Raw genomic sequence first — 20,380 nt, forward strand, 5'->3', positions numbered from 1 at the left:
TTCGGATATACCCGAAAGGTCACCATGGTCTTCCGTATCGAGGTCACCCCGCAGGACATCATGGCCAGCAGGTTCGCCATCTCCCCGCTCATCGTGACCAAGCACGCGCTCTGGATCCTGGCCGGCCGGAGAGAGGCCGGGCCGTGGCGGGCATGGGTGGAGCGGGTGCGGGAGCCGTACGAGAGACTGCTGGTCACGCAGCCGGGGCTGGTCCTGATGGTGACCCTGTTCCGCGAGCGGGAGTACAACGCCGACTTCCCCGCCCCGCCGCCGACCGGGGTGAACACCCCCTTCGAGGCGGAGCTCGCGGTGGTGCGCGCCACCCCGGTGGCGCGGGCGCACACCGAGATCGCCAGGAACCTGGAGGGGATGCCGCGCCCTCCCGAGCACGTCATGGACCTGCTGTTCTCGCCCGACGTGGTACGGCTGTTCGCCGACGCGCTCCAGGCGGCCTGGGAGGAGATCGTCGCCCCTGCCTGGCCGCGTTTCCACGCGATCATGGAGCGGGACGTGATCCAGCGGGCCGGCCGCCTCGCGACCTACGGCTGGGCCGCCGCGCTCGACGACCTCAGCCCCAGGATCCGGTGGCACCCCGACGGTGTCATCGAGGTGCTCTCCGAGAGCGCGAACGAGAGCTACCGGCTCGACGGGCGCGGGCTGCTCTTCATCCCGAGCGTGATCCCCGTCGGGGTGGGCTCCTACCTGGAGACCCACTGGCCGTACGCGATCAGCTATCCGGCCCGGGGCACCGGCATCCCGCCCGAGACGCCGGACGGCCTGGCCGGGCTGATCGGCGGCACGAGGACCCGGGTCCTGCTCGAACTGGCCGCCCCCGCGACGACCACGGCCCTGGTCGCCCTGCTGGGACTGAGCCTGGGGACCGTGGGCGGCCACATCGCCGCCCTGCGCCGGGCGGGCCTGGTCACCGGCAGCCGCACCGGCCGGGGCGTCCTGTACCACCGCACGGCACTGGGCGACGCCCTGGTGAACCCCGGCCAGGCGACCTGATCACCTTTTCGCGGGCGGTCGTTCCCCACCGGCCCCGGTGACGCGCGACCTCACGAGGAACCCCGGTACCCCGCCCTGCGCAACCGCTCGGCGATGCCCGCCAGGCCGCAGGGATCGGCCCAGCGGGAGGCGGGGTTGACGTCCTCCGTGCCGCCGACGACCTTCAGCCCCTGTTCGAACAGTATTCCCTGGGGGTGGGTCTCGTAGAGCACCGTCCCGGCCGGAAGGCGTGCCCGATCCTTGATCGTGGGCCACGCGCGGCTGGGATCCGGGGAGCGGATCTGCGGATAGAGGAACAGCAGGACCCTGTTGCCTGCGGGCACGGCCCGCCGGAAGTCGGCCACCGATTCTCTCGGCAGCCCGTCGCTCCCCCTGGCCCCCTGGGAGAACTTCACGTGGACCAGGCCGCCGGAGATACGTCCCTTGAATCGCTCGGTCACCCGTACCGGCAGCAGGACGTGGTGCGCACGGTCGCCGGGAAGACCTTCCTCGACGACCGGCCCGGGCATGAAGTCCTCGGTGATGCCCGCCACGACCAGCGGGGCCTTCGCGGCGAGTTCCTCCGGGGAGTTGAGAGGGTCGTAGTCGAAGGCCTCCATCCGGATCAGGGTGAGCTCCAGCCTTCTCGCCGGGCGCCTGACGCATCCGGGCACGGGCGTCGCCGACACCCCCGGGAAGGGGGACGCTCCTCTCCGCGCCCCGTCCACGGCCGGGGACACGGCCGGAGGAGCGGGCACGGTCGGGGGCGGGGACGTGCCCGGGGACGCGGGCGCGCCGCAGGCGGTGAGCAGGAGCAGAAGGGGGAGCACGGCCGACCTCATGATCATGAGACGCCGGTGGCCCGCGTGCGGTTCACCCCGGGGGTCAGCCCTTGAGCGCTCCGGCCATGAGGCCGCGCATGAAGAAGCGGCCGAGGAGGATATAGATGATCATCGTGGGGACGGAGGCGAGGAGGGCGGCGGCCATCTGCTGGCTGTAGGGGACGGTCTGGGCCCCGGCGATGTTGTTGAGCATGACCGTGGTGGGCCAGCTCTGCGGACCGGTGAGGAAGACCGCGAACAGGAAGTCGTTCCAGAGCGAGGTGAACTGCCAGATGATCACGACCGCGAAGGCCGGGCCGGAGACCGGCAGCACCACCGACCGGTAGGTCCGCAGCATGCCCGCGCCGTCCACCCGGGAGGCCTCGATCAGCTCGTCCGGGATGGTGACGTAGTAGTTGCGGAAGATCAGCGTGCAGATCGGGATGCCGTAGACCACGTGGGCCAGCAGCAGGCCCGGGATCGCCCCGTAGAAGACCCCCGGGACCCCGGTGACCGCCAGGGTGACCTCGTTCAGCTTCACGAGGAGCTGGACCAGCGGGATCATGACGCCCTGGTACGGGATGAACATGCCGAACAGGAAGAGCGTGAACAGCACGTCGGAGCCGGGGAAGCGCCACTTCGACAGCACGTAGCCGTTCATGGAGCCGAGCATCGCCGAGATCAGCGAGCCGGGGACCGCGAGCAGCACGCTGTTCCAGATGCCGGGGGTGAGCTTCTCCCAGGCCACCCGCCACGGCTCGGCCGTCCACACCTCGGGCAGCGCCCAGGCCCGGCCGGGGTCGGCCTCGGTCAGCGGCTTGAAGCTGGTGACCAGCAGCACGTAGATCGGGATCAGGAAGACGAGCAGGAAGGCGAGCAGCAGCACCAGCCTGACGCCGCGCGACAGCCGTGCCCGCCGCCTGGCCCGGCCCCCCGGGTCACCAGAGGCGCCACCCCGCGCGGGAGCGGTTTCGGGGCCGGTCGCGGTGGTCGTCATCGACTGCCTCCGGGCTGAGGAACCGGTTCGGTTCCGGTGGGAGGGACCTGCTCGGCTCCGACGTGAGGGACCCGCTCGGCTCCGGTACGAGAGACCCGCTCGGCCCCGGTGGGGGAGGTCACGAGCGCCTCTCCCTTCGGAGCGTCCAGATCAGGTACGGGATGACGAAGACGCTGACCGCGAGCACGATGTAGGACGCGATGGTGGCACCCTTGGCCGGGTCGTGCGCGTCGAAGACCGCCACCCACATGAACACGGCGGGCACGTCGGTGATGATCTGCTTGCCGGAGACCGCGACGATCAGGTCGAAGACCTTGAGCGAGATGTGCCCAAGGATGATCAGCGCGGACAGGGTGACCGGGCGGAGCAGCGGCAGCACGATATGCCGGTAGACCTGCCACTCGCCGCAGCCGTCGACCCTGGCCGCCTCCCTGAGGTCCTCGGGAACCCCCCGGAACCCCGCGAGAAACAATGCCATGACATATCCGGACATTTGCCAGATCGCGGGGATGGCCATGGCCGCCATCCCCCAGTCCGGGTCCCGGAACCACCGCCACTGCAGGAACTCCAGGCCCAGGCCGTCGAACAACCGGTTCAGCCCGACCGCCCGCTCACCCTGGCCGGAGTTCATCAGCCAGCGCCAGACGACCCCGGTCGCGACGAAGGAGACCGCCATCGGGAACAGGTAGACCGCGCGGAAGGTCCCCTCACCCCTGATCCCCTTCTCCATCAGGAACGCCAGCAGCCAGCCGAGCGCCAGCGCCCCGAACACGAAGACCACCGTGAAGACGATCGCGTGCTCGACCGAGATGCCCCAGCGTTTCTGGTCCCAGAGCGTGACGAAGTTCTCCAGGCCGACGAAGTTTCCCATCGACACCTCGTCGTGCTTGTCGGTCATGGCCAGCCGGAAGTTCCAGCCGAGCATGCCGTACACGAAGACCGCGATCGCGACGATCGACGGCGTGACCAGCAGCAGCCCGGGCAGCCACCTGCGCACCCGCGTCATCCGCGGCGTCCGCGCTGTCCGCGGTGTCCGCGTCATCGGTCTCGTCGGCGGTGTCGCTGGTGTCACCGGCACCCCTTCCGCGAGTCCGCGAGGTACGGTACGGCCCGCGGCGCCGCGGGCCGTACCGGAGGATCACTGACCGGAGTTCTTGGCGGCCTCGGCCAGCGCCGTCTGGAACGCGGCCACGTCCTTGTCGCCGTGGAACACGCCGACCGCCTCGTTGATCGAGACGCGCCAGGGGTCGTTCACCACCACGCCGTGCTGGATGGAACCGGCCAGGTCGTCGGAACCCCAGTCCTTGAGCGCGTCCGCGAGGTAGTCGGTGTAGAGGGCGGTGTCGGCGTCCTTGCGGGCCGGGATGGAGCCCTTCTTCGGGTTGAAGGCGTCCTGGCCCTCCTTGCTCGCGGCCACCTTCAACCAGGCCACGGCGCCGTCGCGGTTGGGCGCTCCCTTGGGCAGGGTGAAGCTGTCCGACAGCCACATGAACGTGCCCGCGGTGCCGGGCGAGGGCGCCCAGTCGAAGTCGGTCTTGGACGTCTTGCCCAGGCCGCCGTCCGGCGGGTTGTGGAAGTAGCCGTACGCCCAGTCGCCCATGATGTTGAAGGCGGCCTGACCGTCGGCCACCTGCTTGGCCGCGGGCTGCCAGTCGTCGGCCGGGTCACCGGCGTAGGACAGGATCGTCTTGAAGTCGTTCAGCGCCTTGGTCATCGCCGGGCCGGACCAGTCGGAACCGGCGGTCCACAGCTTGTTGTAGGCGTCGGTGCCGAGCGAGCCGAGCAGCACGCTCTCCAGCAGGTGGACCATCGTCCACTCCGAGCCGATCGAGAGCGGGATCCTGCCCTTCTGCCTGACCTTCTCCAGCGCCGCCACGAAGTCCGGGATCGTCGTCGGCACCTCGGTGACGCCCGCCTCCTTCAGCACCGCGGGGTTGAACCACATCACGTTGGAGCGGTGGACGTTGACCGGGACCGAGTAGATCTGCCCCCGGACGCTGATCTGGTCGACGAGCTGCTGCGGGAACGCGTCCTTGAGCTTGAGCTCGTCGTAGAGGAAGTTCAGCGGTTCGAGCTGCCCGGACTTGATGTAGCCCTGCAGTTCGGCGCCCGCGTGCCCCTGGAAGGTGTCCGGCGGGGTCTGCGCCTGCAGCTTGGTGGTCAGCAGAGCTCGCGCCTTGTCGCCGGAGCCGCCCGCCACGGCCGCGTCGAAGAACTCCAGCCCGGCGTTCCGCTTCTGGAAGATCTCCCTCATGGCCTTCAGCCCGTCGGCCTCGCCGGGGCCGGTCCACCAGGAGAAGACCTCGACCTTCTTCTTCGGGTCGGCCTGCGGACCCTGTGTGCCGCCACTGCCGTTGTCACCACACGCGGTCAGGGCGAGCAGGCCCGCCATGGTGACCGCGACGGCCGCCATCAACTGTCGTCGCACAGCTCTCCGTCCCTTCGGGGTCGAGGTTGCACAGGTGTTCTCCCCGAGAACATGACAACGTTGTCAGCATCGTCAGTACGTGCAATCAAGCCACTCCGCACCGAGCACCGTCAAGATCGCACGGGTAACAGCTGCGCATCCCGGCCGGTGAGGATTTCCGGCCGTCGTCCCCGTGCGGCGGACCCCCGCGAGGCCGTCAGGAGTGGCGTCCGGCCGACGTGCGGATCGACATGCGTGCCGGTCGCACCGGACGCGCGTCGGGTGCGCGACACCGTCAGGACCGGTGTCGCGCCTCCCGGCGCGCGCATCGGCATGCGTGTCCGTGTGCGCATCGGGTGCGCGCCGGGTCGGGCGTCTGTCTCAGACCCGCTGGACGGCCCCGTCGGGAAGCGCCACCACGGTGACGCCGAAGTCCTGGATGGTCGCCGACAGCTCCCGGGACGAGAGGCCGGGGGCCACCACGACCAGGGAGCCGCGCATCAGCGCCAGCCCGATCAGGATCGTCAGGGCCATGCTGCACCTCAGGGGCCAGGTGATCAGCAGCACGTCGGACTTGCCGAGCTCCGCCCCCCGGTCGAGCGCGTTCATCCGCGTGATCAGGTCGTGGTGGGTCAGCACGCCCCCGTCCTCGACCAGCAGGGCGGGCTGCACCGACGGGTCGAGGAAGGGCAGCGGAACGGGTTCGAGCAGCAGCAGGTCGGCGAAGTCGACGGTGTCTCGGGCCTGGCCGAACGCGATCACCTGCCGGACCCGGGAGTCCTCCACGGCCCGCAGTGACGCGCTCGCCAGCCCGGGGGTGGTGATGAGCAGCCGGGCGTCCCACTCGGCCAGCAGGTCGGCCATCTCCTCGCACCCGGAGGTGATCGGCGCCGCCACGCCACCGGCCGCGATGACCGTGTGCACCGCCAGCGTCTGCGTCACCGCGCTGTCCACGTGGATCCCGGCGACCTGACGCCGCCTCGCGCCTCGCCGCACCAGGCCCGAGGCTCCCCGCGTCACCTCCACGGACAGGCGGCGGTAGCCGTACACCGTGCCGGCGTCGAGATCTATCAGCGCGGGCCGATCACCTCGCCCGTGCGCGTAGCCGAACACCGCCTCGGTGAGGGTGCAGCTTGTGGACGGAGAGGTCGGTCTCATTCCGCCGACGCTAGGGCTGGGCCGTCCGCGCGGGCATCGGCAGATGTATGTAGATGGCTGTGTATTCGGCCCTCCGCGCGCTCACGGCCCCTCGTCCGTAAGTACACCCGCTCCGCGGGACGCCCGATCCACGGGACGCTCGACCCCCACGGCACCCGATCCGTAAGACGCCCGGCCCGCGAGGCACTCGAACCGCGGGGCGCCCGATCCCTGGGACACCCGGCCCGCGGCTCCGCCCGTCACCCCACCGGCGCCTCGCCGCCCCACCGCGGCGAACAGGGAACGGGAAACGCGGGAACGACGGCGGGCGGGCCCGGGCCCTGCGCGACCCGAGCCCGCTGTCACGTGCCCCCTGACCTGGTCCCCACCCCTCCGAGGAGACCCGGCCGTCGGCAGGGGCACGCGACGTCCGCGACGTGTCCGACCGATACGTCCGTGTTGGTGTGGGCCCCCCTCCCGTACCGGGGTTTCGGCCGGTGCGGTGCGAAAGGCTGGACGTCATCGGTCGAACACCAGGAAAACGTACGGCGCGTCACGGGTGCGCCACATGCTCCGGAGTGCGTATCCCGGGATGTATCTTCCACGCCGCACATGTGTAGCCCGCAGGTGAGGCGGATCGGCGACGGCTCGCCGGGTGAGGCGAGGGGGACGGCTCGCCGGTGGGGTGAGGTCAGGAGCGGTTCTGCTCGACCACCCAGGTGGCGACCTGCGTGCGGGAGGAGAACCCGAGCTTGCCCAGGATGTTGGCGACGTGCCGGGCCGCGGTGGCGGGACTGATCACCAGGTCGTCGGCGATGGCCCTGTTGCTCATGCCCCTGGCGACGAGTTCGGCGATCTCCCACTCCCGGCAGGTGAGGCTGGTCACCGGGGCGACCGCCGCGGGCTTGCCGAGCAGGATGGGCGTCTCGTACGGCTCCTCGACCTGGAGCGCGTAGCGGACCGCCTGCTCCTGGGACATCTCCTGGCCGTGTGCCCACAGCTGGGCGACCAGGCTCTCGCCCAGACGCAGCCGGGCCGGCTGGAGCAACTCCTCCATCCGTGCCCCGAACCCGGGCGGGAGCACGGCGCCGCTCATCGCGTTCCTGATCGCGGAGGAGGCCCCGGCCAGGCGCACCGCGCGGTGGTCGTCCTCCTCGGCGAGGGCGAGCTGGGCGAGCGTCTCGATCCGGCGGGCCACGCCGAGCCGCTGGCCGGTCCCGATGCAGAGCCGCAGGCTCTCGACGAGCCTGACCCGGGCGGTGGCGAGGTCGCCCTGGGCGAGGGCGATCCGGCCGAGCCCGGACAGGCACGTGACGACCTGCCAGTGGGCGGTGATGTCCTGGAGCATGTCGAGGGCGCGCTCGTAGCGGTTGCGGGCCTCGGCGAGGTCACCGCGCAGCCAGGCGACCTGGGCCAGGCCGATCAGCGCGACCGGCGCGGCCCAGTGGTTGTCGAGCTCGTGCGCGATCGCCAGCGCGGCCTCGAAGGAGCGCTGCGACTCCTTCGCCCTGCCCTCGGAGAGGGCGAGCGTGCCCTCCATCGAGCGGACGACCGTCTCGTGCCAGGGGTCGTCGACCGCGCGCACGGCCTCCAGCGCCTCGTCCAGCAGCTCCCTGGCCCTGTCGGGACGGCGCTGGTAGATCGCCACCCAGGCCAGGACGGCCAGCGCGCCGCCGAGCGGGCCGTGCAGTTCCGCCTGCCGGCACAGGCCGACCGCGGCGGTGCAGGCGATCTGGGCGGAGTCGGGGTCGCCCTGCCCGAAGGCCACCTGCCCGCGCAGCACGAGGGCGTCGCCGCGCACCTGGGGTGCCAGCTCTTCCGGGGCGGTCTCCAGGAGGCGGTCGAGCCACTTGTCGGCCGGGGTGAACCTGCCCCCGGCGATGAGCGGCCAGCGCAGCAGGACCAGCAGGCGCAGCGCGCTCTCCTGGTCGCCGTCGACCTCGGCCGACCAGCGCACCGCCGCCCACACGTTGGCCTGCAGCTCGTCCAGCATGACCAGCATCGGGCAGATCTCCGCCCAGGTGGGGCGGGGCCACCGGACGATCGTCCGGTGCATCCGGGCGGCGACCTCGATCATGTGGTCGCGGTGCAGCCTGCGGAACTCGGGTTCCTCGCCGGAGGCGTCCAGTTGCTCGGCCGCGTACTCGCGGATCGTCTCCAGCATCCGGTAGCGCGTCTCGCCGGCCACCGCCGTCTCGGCCAGCACCAGTGACTTGTCGACCAGGACGCACAGGACCCTCAGGACGTCCTCGGCCCACAGGGCACCGCCCGCGCAGACCCGTTCGGCCATGTCGAGCGTCCAGCCGCCGGTGAAGACCGCCAGCCGCCTGAGCAGGATCCGTTCGGGCTCGTCCAGTTGCTGGTAGCTCCAGTCGACGGTCGCCCTGAGCGTCTGCTGCCTGGCCGGGGCCGTCCTGTCGCCCGCGGACAGCAGCCTGAACCGGTCCCTGATGCGCGCGTTGATCTGCCCCGCGGTCAGCACCCGGCACAGGGCGGCGGCGAGCTCGATGGCGAGCGGCATCCCGTCGAGCGCCTCGCAGAGGTCGGCGATGTCGGCCTCGTTCTGCTCGGTGACGGCGAACTCCCGGGAGGCGGCGGTGGCGCGGTCGACGAAGAGCCGCACCGCCTCGCTGTCGCCGGGGTCGTGACCGCCGCCCCTGGGCAGGCTGAGCGGCGGCACCCGCCACACGGTCTCCCCGGCCACCCGCAGCGGTTCGCGGCTGGTCGTGAGCACGCGCACCCCGGGGCAGACGGTGAGGACCGCGCGGCAGAACCTGGCGGACTCCTCGATGAGCGACTCGCAGTTGTCCATGACGAGCAGCAGCCGCCGGTCGCCCAGCGCGTCGATCAGCGTCTCGGCCAGCGCGCGGGACGGCTCGGCCTTGACCCCGAGCACGGCGGCCACCCTGGGCTCGATCTGGTCGCCGGGCGCCGCGTCGGCGAGCTCGACCAGCCAGACGCCTCCGGGGAACTCCGCCGCCACCTGGGAGGCCACCCGAATCGCCAGCCTGCTCTTGCCGATGCCGCCGGTCCCGCAGAGCGTCACCACCCGGGTCACGGCCAGCAGGTCGACGAGTTCTTCCACATCGGTCTCACGCCCCACGAAGCCGTTCGGTTCGAGGGGCAGGTTGCCACCGGTGAGGGAGGCGTGCGCGGTGTCCTGGGTCATCGGCTCTTCGGGAGTGTCGGGTAGAACCGTCACAGAAAGTGTGACATCAATTACCGAACCATGCCCGGTCTTAGCTCTTTTCCGGGCGACACGGGGTCACGGACGCGGCGTCGACCCGGCGTCGACCCGGCGTCGACCCGGCACGGACGTGGCGCGGACGTGATACTGACCGTCACCGGCCATCCGATGGCCATCGCCGGTACGGCCGCTCACACTGCTTCCATGGCCGACTCCCCCGCCCCCCGCTCCCCCGCCCCGTCCGGCGACCAGCCCGGCGACCAGCCCGGCGACACGTCCGACGACCAGGCCACGGACCCCGGCGTCTCCCTCGGGCCGCCCGGCGACCGTGCCACGACCTCCGGCGCCACCCCCGACCCGCCCGGTGACCGTGCCGGCGGCTCGCCCGGTGACCGTGCCGACGGCCCGTCCGGTGACCGTGCCGCGGCCCCCGCCACCTCCGACGCCTCCCTCGCGTTCGGCGAGCTGAGCCTCTCCGAGTGGAACGCGCACACCGACACGATGGCGAAGGTCGGGTTCCTCACGATCGCCCGCAGGCTCCCGGCCCTGATCTCGCAGGCCGTCAGGCTGGCGTGGCTGGCCAGTCCCCGCGACACCACCGTCGCGGTCTCGCTGAGCCTGCTGGCCGGCGTGTTCACCGCGTTCGGGCTGCTGGCCACGACCGAGGTGCTGTCGGCGCTGTTCCAGGCCGGTCCGACCCCCGAGCGGGTGCGGGCCGCCCTGCCCGGCCTGATCATGGTGGGGGTGGCCGCGGCCCTGCGTACCCTCATGCAGGCGGGCGCGGGCTGGGCGCAGTCGCGGCTGGAGCCGCAGGTCGGCCGGATCGCCGAGGAGCGTCTGTACGGGCTGACCAGCAGGGTCGATCTCGCGGCCTTCGACGACTCCGACTTCCACGACGCGCTCCAGCGGGCCAGGACGCGCGGGGTCTCCATGGCCGACGTGGTGGTGACCACGACCGTCAACGTGCTGACCGCGACCATCGGCATCGCCGCCGCCGCGGGTGTGCTGGGGGTGCTCCACCCCGTGCTGCTGCCGCTGCTGGTGCTGGCGGTGCTGCCCGACGCGTGGGCGGCGGTCCGCTCGGCGCGGATGCGCTACACGACCATGTACGCGCTGATCCCGGCCGCCCGCCGCAAGTGGATCATCTCGGACCTGCTGGCGCAGCGGGACCCGGCCGCCGAGGTGCGATCGTTCACCATGCGCGGCTTCCTGCTGCGGATGTACGACGCGGTCGCCACGGCCGAGCAGACCATCATGCTCGCGCTGGCACGGCGGCAGATGGTCGCCAGGGTCGTCGGCGAGGCGCTGGGCGGGATCGGCACCGCCCTGGTGTACGTGGCGCTGGGGGTGCTGCTGGCGATGGGCGCGGTCCCGCTGGCGGTGGCGGGAACGGCCGTGCTGGCGATCCGCTCGGGCCAGACGTACCTGGCCAACCTGATGTACGCCACCAACCGCCTGTACGAGGAGGGTCTGTACTTCACCGACTTCCTGGACTTCTGCGCCGAGGCGGAGGCGAAACTGCCCGCCGGACGCGAGGGGACCGTCCCGGAGACCTTCGCGCGGATCGTCGCCGAGGACGTCGTCTTCACCTATCCGGGCTCCGCGTCACCGGCGCTGCGGGGACTGACCGTGCGCCTGGAGCGGGGCGAGGTGATCGCGCTCGTCGGGGAGAACGGTTCGGGCAAGACCACGCTGGCCAAGATCCTGTCCGGGCTGTACGAGCCGGACGCCGGCCGGGTCCTGTGGGACGACACCGATCTGTCCACCGTCGACCCCGACGCGCTGAGACGACGTATCGCCGTCATCGCCCAGGACCACACCCGCTGGCCGCTGGCCGCCCGCTACAACATCACCATGGGCACCGACAAGGGGGAGCCGGCGCTCGTCGCGGCGGCCGAGGTCGCCGGCGCCGACCAGGTCGTGGCCGAGCTGCCGAACGGGTACGACACCCTGCTCGACCGGCGCTTCAAGGACGGCCACGAGCTGTCCGGCGGGCAGTGGCAGAGGATCGCGGTGGCCCGGGGCTTCCACCGGGACGCCCCGCTGCTGATCTGCGACGAGCCGACCGCGGCCCTCGACGCCCGCGCCGAGCACGCCCTGTTCGAGCGCATCCGGCGGCACGCCGACGGGCGTACCGTCCTGCTGATCACCCACCGGCTGGCGAGCGTCCGCTACGCCGACCGGATCTACGTGCTGGACCACGGCAGGGTCATCGAGCACGGCACCCACGACGAGCTCATCGGCCTCGACGGCCTCTACGCCGACCTGTACGGTCTCCAGGCCGCCGCCTACGCGACCTGACCGTCCCGCACGAACTCCGGGCCGCCGTCCTGCCCGGCCGTACGAAACCCCGCCCGGCCCATACGGAACCCCGCTCGCCCCGCACGGAACCCTGCCCGGCCCGCACGGAACCCCGCTCGGCCCGGCAGGCCCGTGAGGCCGGCGTCCTACTCGACCTGGCCGACCAGGGCGGCCTGGATGACGGCCCTGGCGATGGGGGCCGCCACCCGCCCGCCCACCCCGCCCCCCTCGACCAGCACCCCCACCGCGACCCGGGGGGCGGCGGCCGGCGCGAACCCCGTGAAGAGCGCGTGGTCCCCGGCGGAGGTGGCGTTCTTCACCGAGCCGGTCACGGCGGCGACCTTCACGCCGGGGACGGCCGCGGCGGCTCCCGTCCCTCCCCGCCCGGTGACGGCGACCATCATCTCGGTGAGCCGTCCGGCCTCCTCGGCACCGAACACCCGGCGGTAGGGCGACGGCTCGGCGCGCTCGATCACGGTGTCGTCGGCGAGACGGACGTCCTCCACCAGGTGGGGGCGCATCAGCAGGCCGTCGTTGGCCACCGCCGCCGCGATCATCGCCGTCATCAGCGGGGTGACCCGGACGCCTGCCCCGCCCAGCGCCGACAGCGCGGTCCGCGCGTCGTCCCGCGGGGCCGGATAGACGCTCCTGATCACCGGCATGGGGATCTCCAGGTCGTCGGTGTCGAACCCGAACGCCTCGGCCCGCTCGCGCAGCGCGTCGGGGCCGAGCTCGATGCCGAGCTTGGCGAAGGGGGTGTCGCAGGACGAGCGGAACGCCTCCAGCAGTCCGGCACCGGCCTCGCCGCACGCGGCGCCTGCCCGGTCGCGCAGGTAGGTCCTCGTGCCGGGCAGGCGGAGCGAGGCCGGGACGTTGACGGTGACGCCGGGGTCGTACCGCCCGGAGGCGAGCGCCGCGGCGGCGGTGACGATCGTGAACGCGGAACCCGGCGGGTAGCTCCGCTGGATCGACCGGTTCACCAGCGGGTCGGCGGGATCGCCGCGCAGCCTCTTGTCCACCCGGTCGAGTCGTGCCGCGTGGAAGCTCGCGTAGCGGTCCGGGTTGTACGACGGCAGGGAGACCATCGCCAGGATCGCGCCGGTGCGGGGGTCGATCGCGACGACGGCACCGGGCAGGCCGGTGGCGCGCAGGCCGTCGTAGGCGGCCCGCTGGGTGTCGCGGTCGACGGTGAGCCTGAGGGTGGCGCCGCCGCGGGTGCCGTCGACCAGCCCGCGCATCCGCACCCGGGGGTCGTTCCCGGACAGCAGGTCGTCCTCGGCCTGTTCGAGGCCGCCGGTGCCGTGGAGCGAGAAGTGCCCGGTGAGCGGCGCGTAGAGCGGGCCGCCGGGGTAGGCCCGCCGGTAGCGGTAGGTGACGCTCCCGGACCTGCGGCTGGTCGCGATGACCGTGCCGTCGCGGAGCAGGATCCTGCCCCTGGGGTCCTCGAAGCGAGCGATCATCGTCCGCCGGTTGCGCGGGTCCTCGTTGAGCCGCTCGGAGTCCAGCGCCTGGAGGTAGGTCACGTTGGCCAGGAGGGCGAACAGCATGCCACCGCACATCAGGGCGACGTGCCGCAGCGGAATGTTGATCCGGCGTGCCCGCGGTGCGATCATGACCCCTCCCGGACCCCGGTCCCGATACCGGTTTAACAGCCGGACCGAAAAGGGCGTCCCGGGCGGGGGCAAAGCCGCCGTACGGCTTGCGACCGGTACGGGCCGGATGTTCCCCCGCCTCGCGATCCCCGCACCCGGCGACGAGATGCCGGCGGACGCGAGCCGGAGATCGGCGCGTCGGCCCGCGATCCATGCCGCGAAAACACGGAAACTACTTACCAAAATGGCAAGTACTTATCTATGATGCAGGTACTGGCAACGTCGGAAGGTGATCTCATGACACAGGACGAGCGCATGAGCCCCGCGGAGGCGCTGGCACGCGCCGGGGAGCTCGACACCCTCGTACGTCGTCGCTCCAGGTGGTACGTCCGCTACCTGCTCGTCTTCGGGGTGTCGGCGCTCGCCCTGGTGCTCGTCCTCGGATTCACCTCGACCGTGACGCCGAAGATGGTCTCCACCGGCCTGTGGCTGGCGCTCGTGGCGGTCCTGACCGTCCACGCCGTACGCCAGCCGGTGATCCGTCGCGGGTTCGGCGTCCGGCACACCGTGATCATCGTGACGTGGGGTGTGCTGTACGCCGGTGTCCTGCTGGCCGGGTCGGCCTGGTTCCAGGGCGAGCCCGCCTGGTGGGTGCCGGGAGCGGTCGTGGTCTCGCTGCCCGCCTTCGTGGGCGCCTACCTGGAGGCGCGCCGGTGAGCCATCCGCGCCACCTGCTCGACGACGTCATCCACTCGCCGGTCCGGTTCGCGATCGTGGCCCTGCTCGCCGCCGCCGAGAAGGCCGAGTTCGGCTACGTCCGCGACACCGTCGAGGTGACCGACTCGGCCCTGTCCAAGCAGGTCGCCCTCCTTGAGGGCACCGGATACGTCCAGGTCACCAAGGGATACGTCGGCAAGCGCCCGCGCACCTGGCTCGCCCTCACCGGACAGGGCAGGGCGGCGTTCACCGCGCACTGCGCGGCCCTGCGGGCGATCGCCGACGGCGCGTACACGCCCGAACGATGACGAGCCCGAACGGCGACGAGTTCGAGCGCGAACGGCACACGCGAGCCCGAACGGCGGCGAGCGACGACGAGCACGAGCCCGAACGGTGACACGCGCGAGCCCGGGCGGTGACCGGAAAGCCGGTCAGTCGATCACCGAGTGGTAGTAACCGATCTTGCTCCGGATCGCCACCTGCTGCTCGCGCAGGTGGTCGACCTGCTCCTCCACCCGCCGGTCATGCGCCTCCAGCAGCGCGATCCGCTCGCGGACCGTGTGGTCGCCCGCCCTGGTCAGCTCCGCGAAACGGAGCATCTCCGCGATCGGCATGCCGGTGCCGCGCAGGCAGCGGAGCATGCCGAGCCAGCCGACGTCCTGCTGGGTGAACCTGCGCTGTCCGGCCGCGTTGCGGCCGATCGGTTCGAGCAGCCCGATCCGCTCGTAGTAGCGCAGGGTGTCGAGGCTGAAGCCGGTCTCCTCGACCACCTGTCCCGGTGTGTACACGCTCACGCCCGTGGCCCCCATCGCATAGCCGCCCAACCGAGAATCGCCCGTCCCCGCCGGTGGTCCGGCACGGCCGGGAACGGCCCCGCGCCCGTGCCGCACATCGGCCCGTCGTCCGGGGAGGACGGGGAGACAGGCTCCGCACAACCTTACCGAGTCCCCCTCACCTTCCACAGAGCATGCCCTCGTACGCCGACAAGTCCGAACACGTCCGGCACAGCCGGACTTGACCTGGAGTGAACTCCAGCCTGCAGGGTGAGATCCATGACGCACATCCCCTTCGCCCTCGGGACCATCCCCTTCGGCACGGTCGTCGACGACGCGGCCACGTTCGCGATCCTCGACCGGTTCGCCGAGGCAGGCGGCGCCATGCTGGACACCGCGAACAACTACCCCTTCTGGAACGACGGCGCCACCGGCGACGAGAGCGAGCTGGCCATCGGCCGCTGGCTGGCCGCCCGCGGCAACCGCGACCGGATGGTGCTGAGCACCAAGTGCGGCGCCCGGCCGACCGTTCCCGGCGACCGTACCCTCGACTTCGCCGAGGGCCTGTCCGCCCCGGTGATCGCCGCGGCCGCCGAGGGCAGCCTCCGGCGACTGGGCACCGACCACGTCGACGTGTACTGGGCGCACATCGAGGACCGCTCCGTCCCGCTGGAGGAGACCCTGGGCGCCTTCGGCGAGCTGACACGGGCGGGCAAGGTGGGCGAGATCGGCGCGAGCAACGTGCCGGCCTGGCGCCTGGAGCGCGCCCGGAACCTCTCCCGGACCGCGGGCCTGCCGCCCTACACCCACGTGCAGCTCCGCCACACCTATCTGCGGCCCCGGCCCGGGACGAGACTCCCCGAGGGGGGCCACGTCCTGGTCCAGGACGACATGCTCGACTACCTGCGCTCGGAGCGGGACCTGACGCTGTGGGCGTACAACACGCTCATGTTCGGCGCCTACACCCGCGAGGACCGCCCGATCCCGGACGCCTACGACCACCCGGGCACCACCCGCGGGCTCGCCGTGCTGCGGGAGATCGCCGGTGAGCTGGGGGTGAGCGTCAACCAGGTGGTGCTGGCCTGGCTGATCGGCGGCGACGTCCGCACGGTCCCGATCGTCGGCGTGAGCTCCCTGGCCCAGCTGGAGGAGGCCCTGGGCGCCCTGGACGTCACGCTCGACGACGAGCACCGCGCCCGACTGGAGGCCGCCCGCTGACCGGGGCGGGGCCACTCACCGGCCGAGACGAAACCGCCCAAGAAGCAGCCGCCCGAGAAGCAGCCGGCCGAGGCGGAACCGGCCGAGGTGAAGCGGCCCGAGGCGAAACCGGCCGAAGCGAAGCCGACAGGCCGCGCGCCGGCGGCGGGCCCGTCCGTCAGCCGGTGGGCAGGTGCGCCGCGAGGTAGCGCCGTACCAGGTGCTTGCACTCGGCGATCAGCTCGGGATCGCCGTCCGGGTGGGCGCGGAAGGCGAGCTTGAGCACCGCGTCGGCGGCCTCGACCGCGACGAAGAGCACCCGGTCCAGGTCGGGGCCGATCGGGGCGCCCAGCAGCTCGACGGTGATCCGGCGGAGCCGGTCGGCCACGACGACGTTGTTCTCCAGCGCGGCGTCGAGCATCCGTTCGGTGCCCTCGACCACCGAGCCGCCCGGCCGGGCGAGCACCTGCCCGAAGTCGACGACCGCGAAGCCCGGCGTGGAGCGCTTCATCGCGACGAACTCGTCGATCGCGAGGTCGACCATCTCCGTCCAGTCCGACAGGCGCACCCGCGCGAGCCTGGCCGTGATCCGACCCAGGAACGCCTCCAGGTTGCGCATCGCCAGCGCGCGGACCAGCCCCTGCTTGTCCGTGAAGAACTGGTAGAAGGTGCCGATCGGCACCTCGGCGCGCCGGGCCACCTCCTTGGTGGTCAGCACCTCGTAGCCGACCTCGTCCAGCAGTCGCGCGCACTCGTCCAGCATGCGCTCCACCCTCTCCAGGCTGCGACGCTGGGCGGGGCGGCGGCGAAGCGTTCCCCCGGAGACGTTCGTCATCTGTTCATCATGCCTCACGGGAGGGGCCTTCCCTCATGAGCGGGCATGAGGTTAGCGTGATCCGGAATCAGGCGGGCTGGAGGCCGAAATGTTCCTGTGGGGTACGGCGACCGCGTCCTACCAGATCGAGGGTGCCGTCACCGAGGACGGGCGCGGCGCCTCGATCTGGGACACCTTCTCCCACGAGCCCGGCAGGGTCCGGGACGGCGACACCGGTGACGTGGCGTGCGACCACTACCACCGGTGGCGGGAGGACGTCGCGCTGATGTCCGCGCTGGGGGTGAACTCCTACCGCTTCTCCGTCGCCTGGCCGCGCGTCCAGCCGGACGGCAGGGGCGCGATCAACCAGGCGGGGCTGGACTTCTACGACCGGCTGACCGACGCGCTCGTCGAGCGGGGCATCGTCCCGGCGGCCACGCTCTTCCACTGGGACCTGCCCCAGGCGCTGGAGGACGAGGGCGGCTGGCTGAACCGCGACACCGCCTACCGCTTCGCGGAGTACGCCGCGGCCGTGGCCGACCGGCTCGCCGACCGGATCCCCATGTGGATCACCCTGAACGAGCCCTTCGTCCACATGGTCTACGGGTACGCGCTGGGCGTCCACGCCCCCGGCAGGACCCTGGTCGTGGACGCGCTGCCCGTGGCCCACCACCAGCTGCTCGGGCACGGCCTGGCCGTGGGCGAGCTGCGGGCGCGCGGCGCGGAGAAGGTGCTGATCACCAACAACTGCACCCCGGTCCGGCCCGCCTCCGGCGACCCGGCCGACGTGGCCGCCGCCGACGCCTACGACACGCTGCACAACCGCCTGTTCAACGACCCGGTGCTGCTGGGCTCCTACCCGGACCTGTCCGCGTACGGGACGGGCATGGGCGGGGTGCGTGACGGCGACCTGGAGCTGATCTCCGCCCCCCTCGACGGCATCGGCATCAACTACTACAACCCCACCCGGATCGCCGCCCCCGTCGGTGAGGGGCTGCCGTTCCACGACGCGGGCGTCACCGGTCACCCCGTCACCGCCTTCGGCTGGCCCGTCGTCCCCGACGGGCTGCGCGAACTCCTCGTCGGCCTCAGGGCCCGCTACGGCGACGCCCTCCCCCCGGTGTACGTCACCGAGAACGGCTGCTCCCAGCCCGACGAGCCCGGCCCGGACGGGACGGTCGACGACCGGGCCAGGATCGACTTCCTCGACGGCCACATCGACGCCATGGAGCGGGCGCGGGCCGAGGGGGTGGACGTGCGCGGCTACTACGTCTGGTCCCTGCTGGACAACTTCGAGTGGGCCGAGGGCTACAGCCAGCGGTTCGGGCTCGTCCACGTCGACTTCCCCACCGGCGCCCGCACGCCGAAGGCCTCCTACCACTGGCTGCGCGAGCGCATCGCCCGGCGGTGAGCCCCGGCGCCGGGCGGTGAGCCCCCGGCGGCCCCGCCGGACGGCGCGCCGCCGGGAGGCGACTCGGCCGACGAGGCGACTCGGCCGACGAGAGGCTCGGCCCGTCGAGGAGCTCAGCCGTCGAGGGACTCGGCCCGTCGTGGAGGCTCAGCCGTTGAAGGCGTCGGGGTCGGGGCCGGTGCGGGTGCCCGTGTCCAGCTCGGCGATCCGCGCCATGTCCTCGTCGGTGAGGGCGAAGCCGGAGACGTCGAGGTTCTCCCTGATCCTCGACGGGGTGACCGACTTGGGGATCACCACGTTCCCCAGCTCCAGGTGCCAGCGCAGCACGACCTGGGCCGGGGTCCTGCCGTACGTCCCGGCGATGTCGACGATCACCGGGTCGTCCAGCACGCCTCCCTGCGCCAGCGGGCTCCACGCCTCGGTGACGATGCCGTGCCGGGCGTGGAAGGCGCGCAGCTCGGCCTGCTGCAGGGCCGGGTGGAGCTCGACCTGGTTGACCGCCGGGACGAGGCCGGTCTCCTCGATGACGCGCGTCAGGTGGGGCGGCTGGAAGTTGGACACGCCGACGGCGCGGACCCGGCCGTCGGCGTACAGCTTCGCCAATGCCTTCCAGGTCTCCAGGTAGAGGTCCCTGGCCGGGGTGGGCCAGTGGATGAGGTAGAGGTCGAGCCGGTCCAGGCCCAGCCGCTCCATGCTCGCGTCGAAGGCCGCCAGGGCGGAGTCGTGGCCCTGGTCGTCGTTCCACAGCTTGGTGGTGACGAACACCTCGTCGCGCGGCAGGTCCGAGGCGGCCAGCGCCTCGCCCACCTCCCGCTCGTTGCGGTACACCTTCGCGGTGTCGATGCTCCGGTACCCCGTCTCCAGCGCGGTGGTCACCGCCCGCGCGGTCTCGTCCCGGGGGATCTGGAACACGCCGAAGCCGATCCGGGGCATGGACACCCCGTTGTTCAAAGTGATCATCTCTGGTTCTCTCCTCACGAGGTCGCGAACGACCCGGGACCGCCGATGCGACGATCCGTCACGGGTGGGCGCGCGCCGCGGGCGGGCCCCGTCATCGGACCGCGCCACCACGACGGACGCCGCGACAGGTCCATACCCACCCTCACGCCCGTACGCCCCGGCGGGCCGTAGTCCCAAAGGTGTACGGGCGTTCTCGACGTCACGCAGGAGGTCCCGCCCCCCTCCGGGGCGGAGGATCGAACAGGACGATGGCCGCGTCCCTGCCGGGCCCCTCCCGGACATCAACGGACATCGACCGACATCAACGGACACCGACGGAGAAACGACGTTGACCACCACCCTGCTGCTCACCCTGGGCGCCCTGGCCCTCCTCGACAGCATGAGCTTCGGGACGCTGGGCGTCCCCCTGTACCTGCTGCTGTCCACGGACCGGCCGCCCGCGAGCCGCCTGACGGTCTACCTGGCCACGGTCACGGTCTTCTACTTCGGGGTCGGCGTCGCCCTGATGCTCGGGCTGACCGCCGCCCTGGCCACCTTCGACGAGGCCCTGCACAGCCGCACCGCCTACTGGGTGCAGCTCGTCATCGGTGCAGGACTGTTCCTGCTCAGCTTCCGGTTCGACCCCAAGAGGCGGAAGGAGCGCCCGGAGCGCTGGGAGCCCCGCCTGGGCGGCCCCGGGTCGATGATCCTCCTGGGGCTGACCGCCGCCCTGCTGGAGGTCGCGACGATGCTGCCCTACCTGGGCGCGATCGGCTTCATGACCGCCGCGGACCTGCCCGCCGCGCAGTGGGTGCCGCTGCTGGCGGGCTACGTGATCGTCATGATCCTGCCCGCGCTCGCGCTGTTCGGCCTCTGGTCCGTCGCCCGGCGGAGGCTGGAGGCCCCGCTGCGACGGCTGCGCGACTGGATGCGCAGGCACTCGGCCTCCACGATCGGCTGGACGCTGGGCATCGTCGGGTTCCTCCTCGCCCGCGACGCCGCGGCCCACCTGTTCGTCTCCTGACCTCGGCCCACCTCGCGCGAAAGACCCGTCGGGCATCGGCGAGAGGACCCGTACCGCCTCTCGGCCCGCTCCACCG

At 71.9% G+C, this 20,380-nt stretch carries 17 protein-coding genes; 7 read left to right on the plus strand and 10 right to left on the minus strand.

Translation table 11 applies throughout. The features are described 5' to 3' along the window. Positions 1–24: 24 nt before the first annotated feature. A complete protein-coding gene (locus ACLQ2R_RS08755; RefSeq protein WP_425958851.1) occupies positions 25–1,008 on the plus strand; it encodes an ArsR/SmtB family transcription factor in 984 nt (327 codons plus the stop codon). A 50-nt stretch (positions 1,009–1,058) separates the two neighbouring features. Here the strand turns inward: ACLQ2R_RS08755 and ACLQ2R_RS08760 are convergent, their stop codons facing one another. From ACLQ2R_RS08760 to ACLQ2R_RS08785, 6 genes are all read right to left on the minus strand, one after another. Beyond that, entirely contained in the window at positions 1,059–1,817 is a 759-nt protein-coding gene (locus ACLQ2R_RS08760) for a hypothetical protein (protein WP_425958852.1), read from the minus strand. A 55-nt stretch (positions 1,818–1,872) separates the two neighbouring features. Continuing rightward, a complete protein-coding gene (locus ACLQ2R_RS08765) occupies positions 1,873–2,805 on the minus strand; it encodes a carbohydrate ABC transporter permease (RefSeq protein ID WP_425958853.1) in 933 nt (310 codons plus the stop codon). A 118-nt stretch (positions 2,806–2,923) separates the two neighbouring features. Then, positions 2,924–3,811 (minus strand): carbohydrate ABC transporter permease, encoded by an 888-nt coding sequence (locus ACLQ2R_RS08770; RefSeq protein WP_425958854.1) that lies wholly within the window; start codon positions 3,809–3,811, stop codon positions 2,924–2,926. A 132-nt stretch (positions 3,812–3,943) separates the two neighbouring features. Next, a complete protein-coding gene (locus tag ACLQ2R_RS08775) occupies positions 3,944–5,233 on the minus strand; it encodes an ABC transporter substrate-binding protein (RefSeq protein ID WP_425958855.1) in 1,290 nt (429 codons plus the stop codon). Between the two features lie 360 nt (positions 5,234–5,593). After that, on the minus strand, positions 5,594–6,370 hold the full coding sequence (locus ACLQ2R_RS08780) for an AMP-binding protein (RefSeq protein ID WP_425958856.1): 777 nt from the start codon (positions 6,368–6,370) through the stop codon (positions 5,594–5,596). 670 nt (positions 6,371–7,040) lie between these two features. Further along, positions 7,041–9,518, minus strand: a complete 2,478-nt coding sequence (locus ACLQ2R_RS08785; RefSeq protein ID WP_425958857.1) for an ATP-binding protein — start codon at positions 9,516–9,518, stop codon at positions 7,041–7,043. A gap of 222 nt (positions 9,519–9,740) precedes the next feature. Between ACLQ2R_RS08785 and ACLQ2R_RS08790 the strand changes: the two genes are divergently transcribed. Continuing rightward, positions 9,741–11,837, plus strand: coding sequence for an ABC transporter ATP-binding protein (locus ACLQ2R_RS08790; protein ID WP_425958858.1), 2,097 nt, complete (start codon positions 9,741–9,743; stop codon positions 11,835–11,837). Between the two features lie 146 nt (positions 11,838–11,983). Here ACLQ2R_RS08790 and ACLQ2R_RS08795 read toward each other — a convergent pair whose 3' ends face one another. Further along, positions 11,984–13,450: a penicillin-binding transpeptidase domain-containing protein gene (locus ACLQ2R_RS08795; RefSeq protein ID WP_425958859.1), complete on the minus strand. Its 1,467-nt coding sequence runs from the start codon at positions 13,448–13,450 to the stop codon at positions 11,984–11,986. Positions 13,451–13,726: 276 nt separating this feature from the next. On the opposite strand from ACLQ2R_RS08795, the gene ACLQ2R_RS08800 reads away from it, so the two are divergent. Continuing rightward, complete coding sequence (locus ACLQ2R_RS08800) at positions 13,727–14,146, plus strand: hypothetical protein (RefSeq protein WP_425958860.1); 420 nt, start codon at positions 13,727–13,729, stop codon at positions 14,144–14,146. Further along, entirely contained in the window at positions 14,143–14,454 is a 312-nt protein-coding gene (locus ACLQ2R_RS08805; RefSeq protein WP_425958861.1) for a transcriptional regulator, read from the plus strand. The genes ACLQ2R_RS08800 and ACLQ2R_RS08805 overlap by 4 nt, the downstream gene beginning before the upstream one ends. A 123-nt stretch (positions 14,455–14,577) precedes the next feature. On the opposite strand, the gene ACLQ2R_RS08810 is transcribed toward ACLQ2R_RS08805, so the two are convergent. Beyond that, the gene (locus tag ACLQ2R_RS08810) at positions 14,578–14,940 is read right to left on the minus strand and encodes a MerR family transcriptional regulator (protein ID WP_386242211.1); all 363 of its coding nucleotides are present in this window, start codon (positions 14,938–14,940) and stop codon (positions 14,578–14,580) included. A gap of 258 nt (positions 14,941–15,198) precedes the next feature. Here ACLQ2R_RS08810 and ACLQ2R_RS08815 point away from each other — a divergent pair, with 258 nt between their 5' ends. After that, the gene (locus ACLQ2R_RS08815) at positions 15,199–16,137 is read left to right on the plus strand and encodes an aldo/keto reductase (RefSeq protein ID WP_425958862.1); all 939 of its coding nucleotides are present in this window, start codon (positions 15,199–15,201) and stop codon (positions 16,135–16,137) included. 157 nt (positions 16,138–16,294) lie between these two features. On the opposite strand, the gene ACLQ2R_RS08820 is transcribed toward ACLQ2R_RS08815, so the two are convergent. After that, positions 16,295–16,951, minus strand: a complete 657-nt coding sequence (locus ACLQ2R_RS08820) for a TetR family transcriptional regulator (protein ID WP_425958863.1) — start codon at positions 16,949–16,951, stop codon at positions 16,295–16,297. Between the two features lie 88 nt (positions 16,952–17,039). Between ACLQ2R_RS08820 and ACLQ2R_RS08825 the strand changes: the two genes are divergently transcribed. Next, positions 17,040–18,341, plus strand: coding sequence for a GH1 family beta-glucosidase (locus tag ACLQ2R_RS08825; protein ID WP_425958864.1), 1,302 nt, complete (start codon positions 17,040–17,042; stop codon positions 18,339–18,341). Between the two features lie 147 nt (positions 18,342–18,488). Here the strand turns inward: ACLQ2R_RS08825 and ACLQ2R_RS08830 are convergent, their stop codons facing one another. Further along, the gene (locus ACLQ2R_RS08830; RefSeq protein ID WP_425958865.1) at positions 18,489–19,301 is read right to left on the minus strand and encodes an aldo/keto reductase; all 813 of its coding nucleotides are present in this window, start codon (positions 19,299–19,301) and stop codon (positions 18,489–18,491) included. Positions 19,302–19,629: 328 nt separating this feature from the next. On the opposite strand from ACLQ2R_RS08830, the gene ACLQ2R_RS08835 reads away from it, so the two are divergent. Beyond that, positions 19,630–20,304 carry a GAP family protein gene (locus ACLQ2R_RS08835; protein ID WP_425958866.1) on the plus strand — a complete coding sequence of 225 codons (675 nt, stop codon included), beginning with the start codon at positions 19,630–19,632 and terminating at the stop codon, positions 20,302–20,304. Positions 20,305–20,380 lie beyond the last annotated feature (76 nt).

Source organism: Streptosporangium sp. DT93 (assembly GCF_049844535.1).
GTDB lineage: Bacteria > Actinomycetota > Actinomycetes > Streptosporangiales > Streptosporangiaceae > Streptosporangium.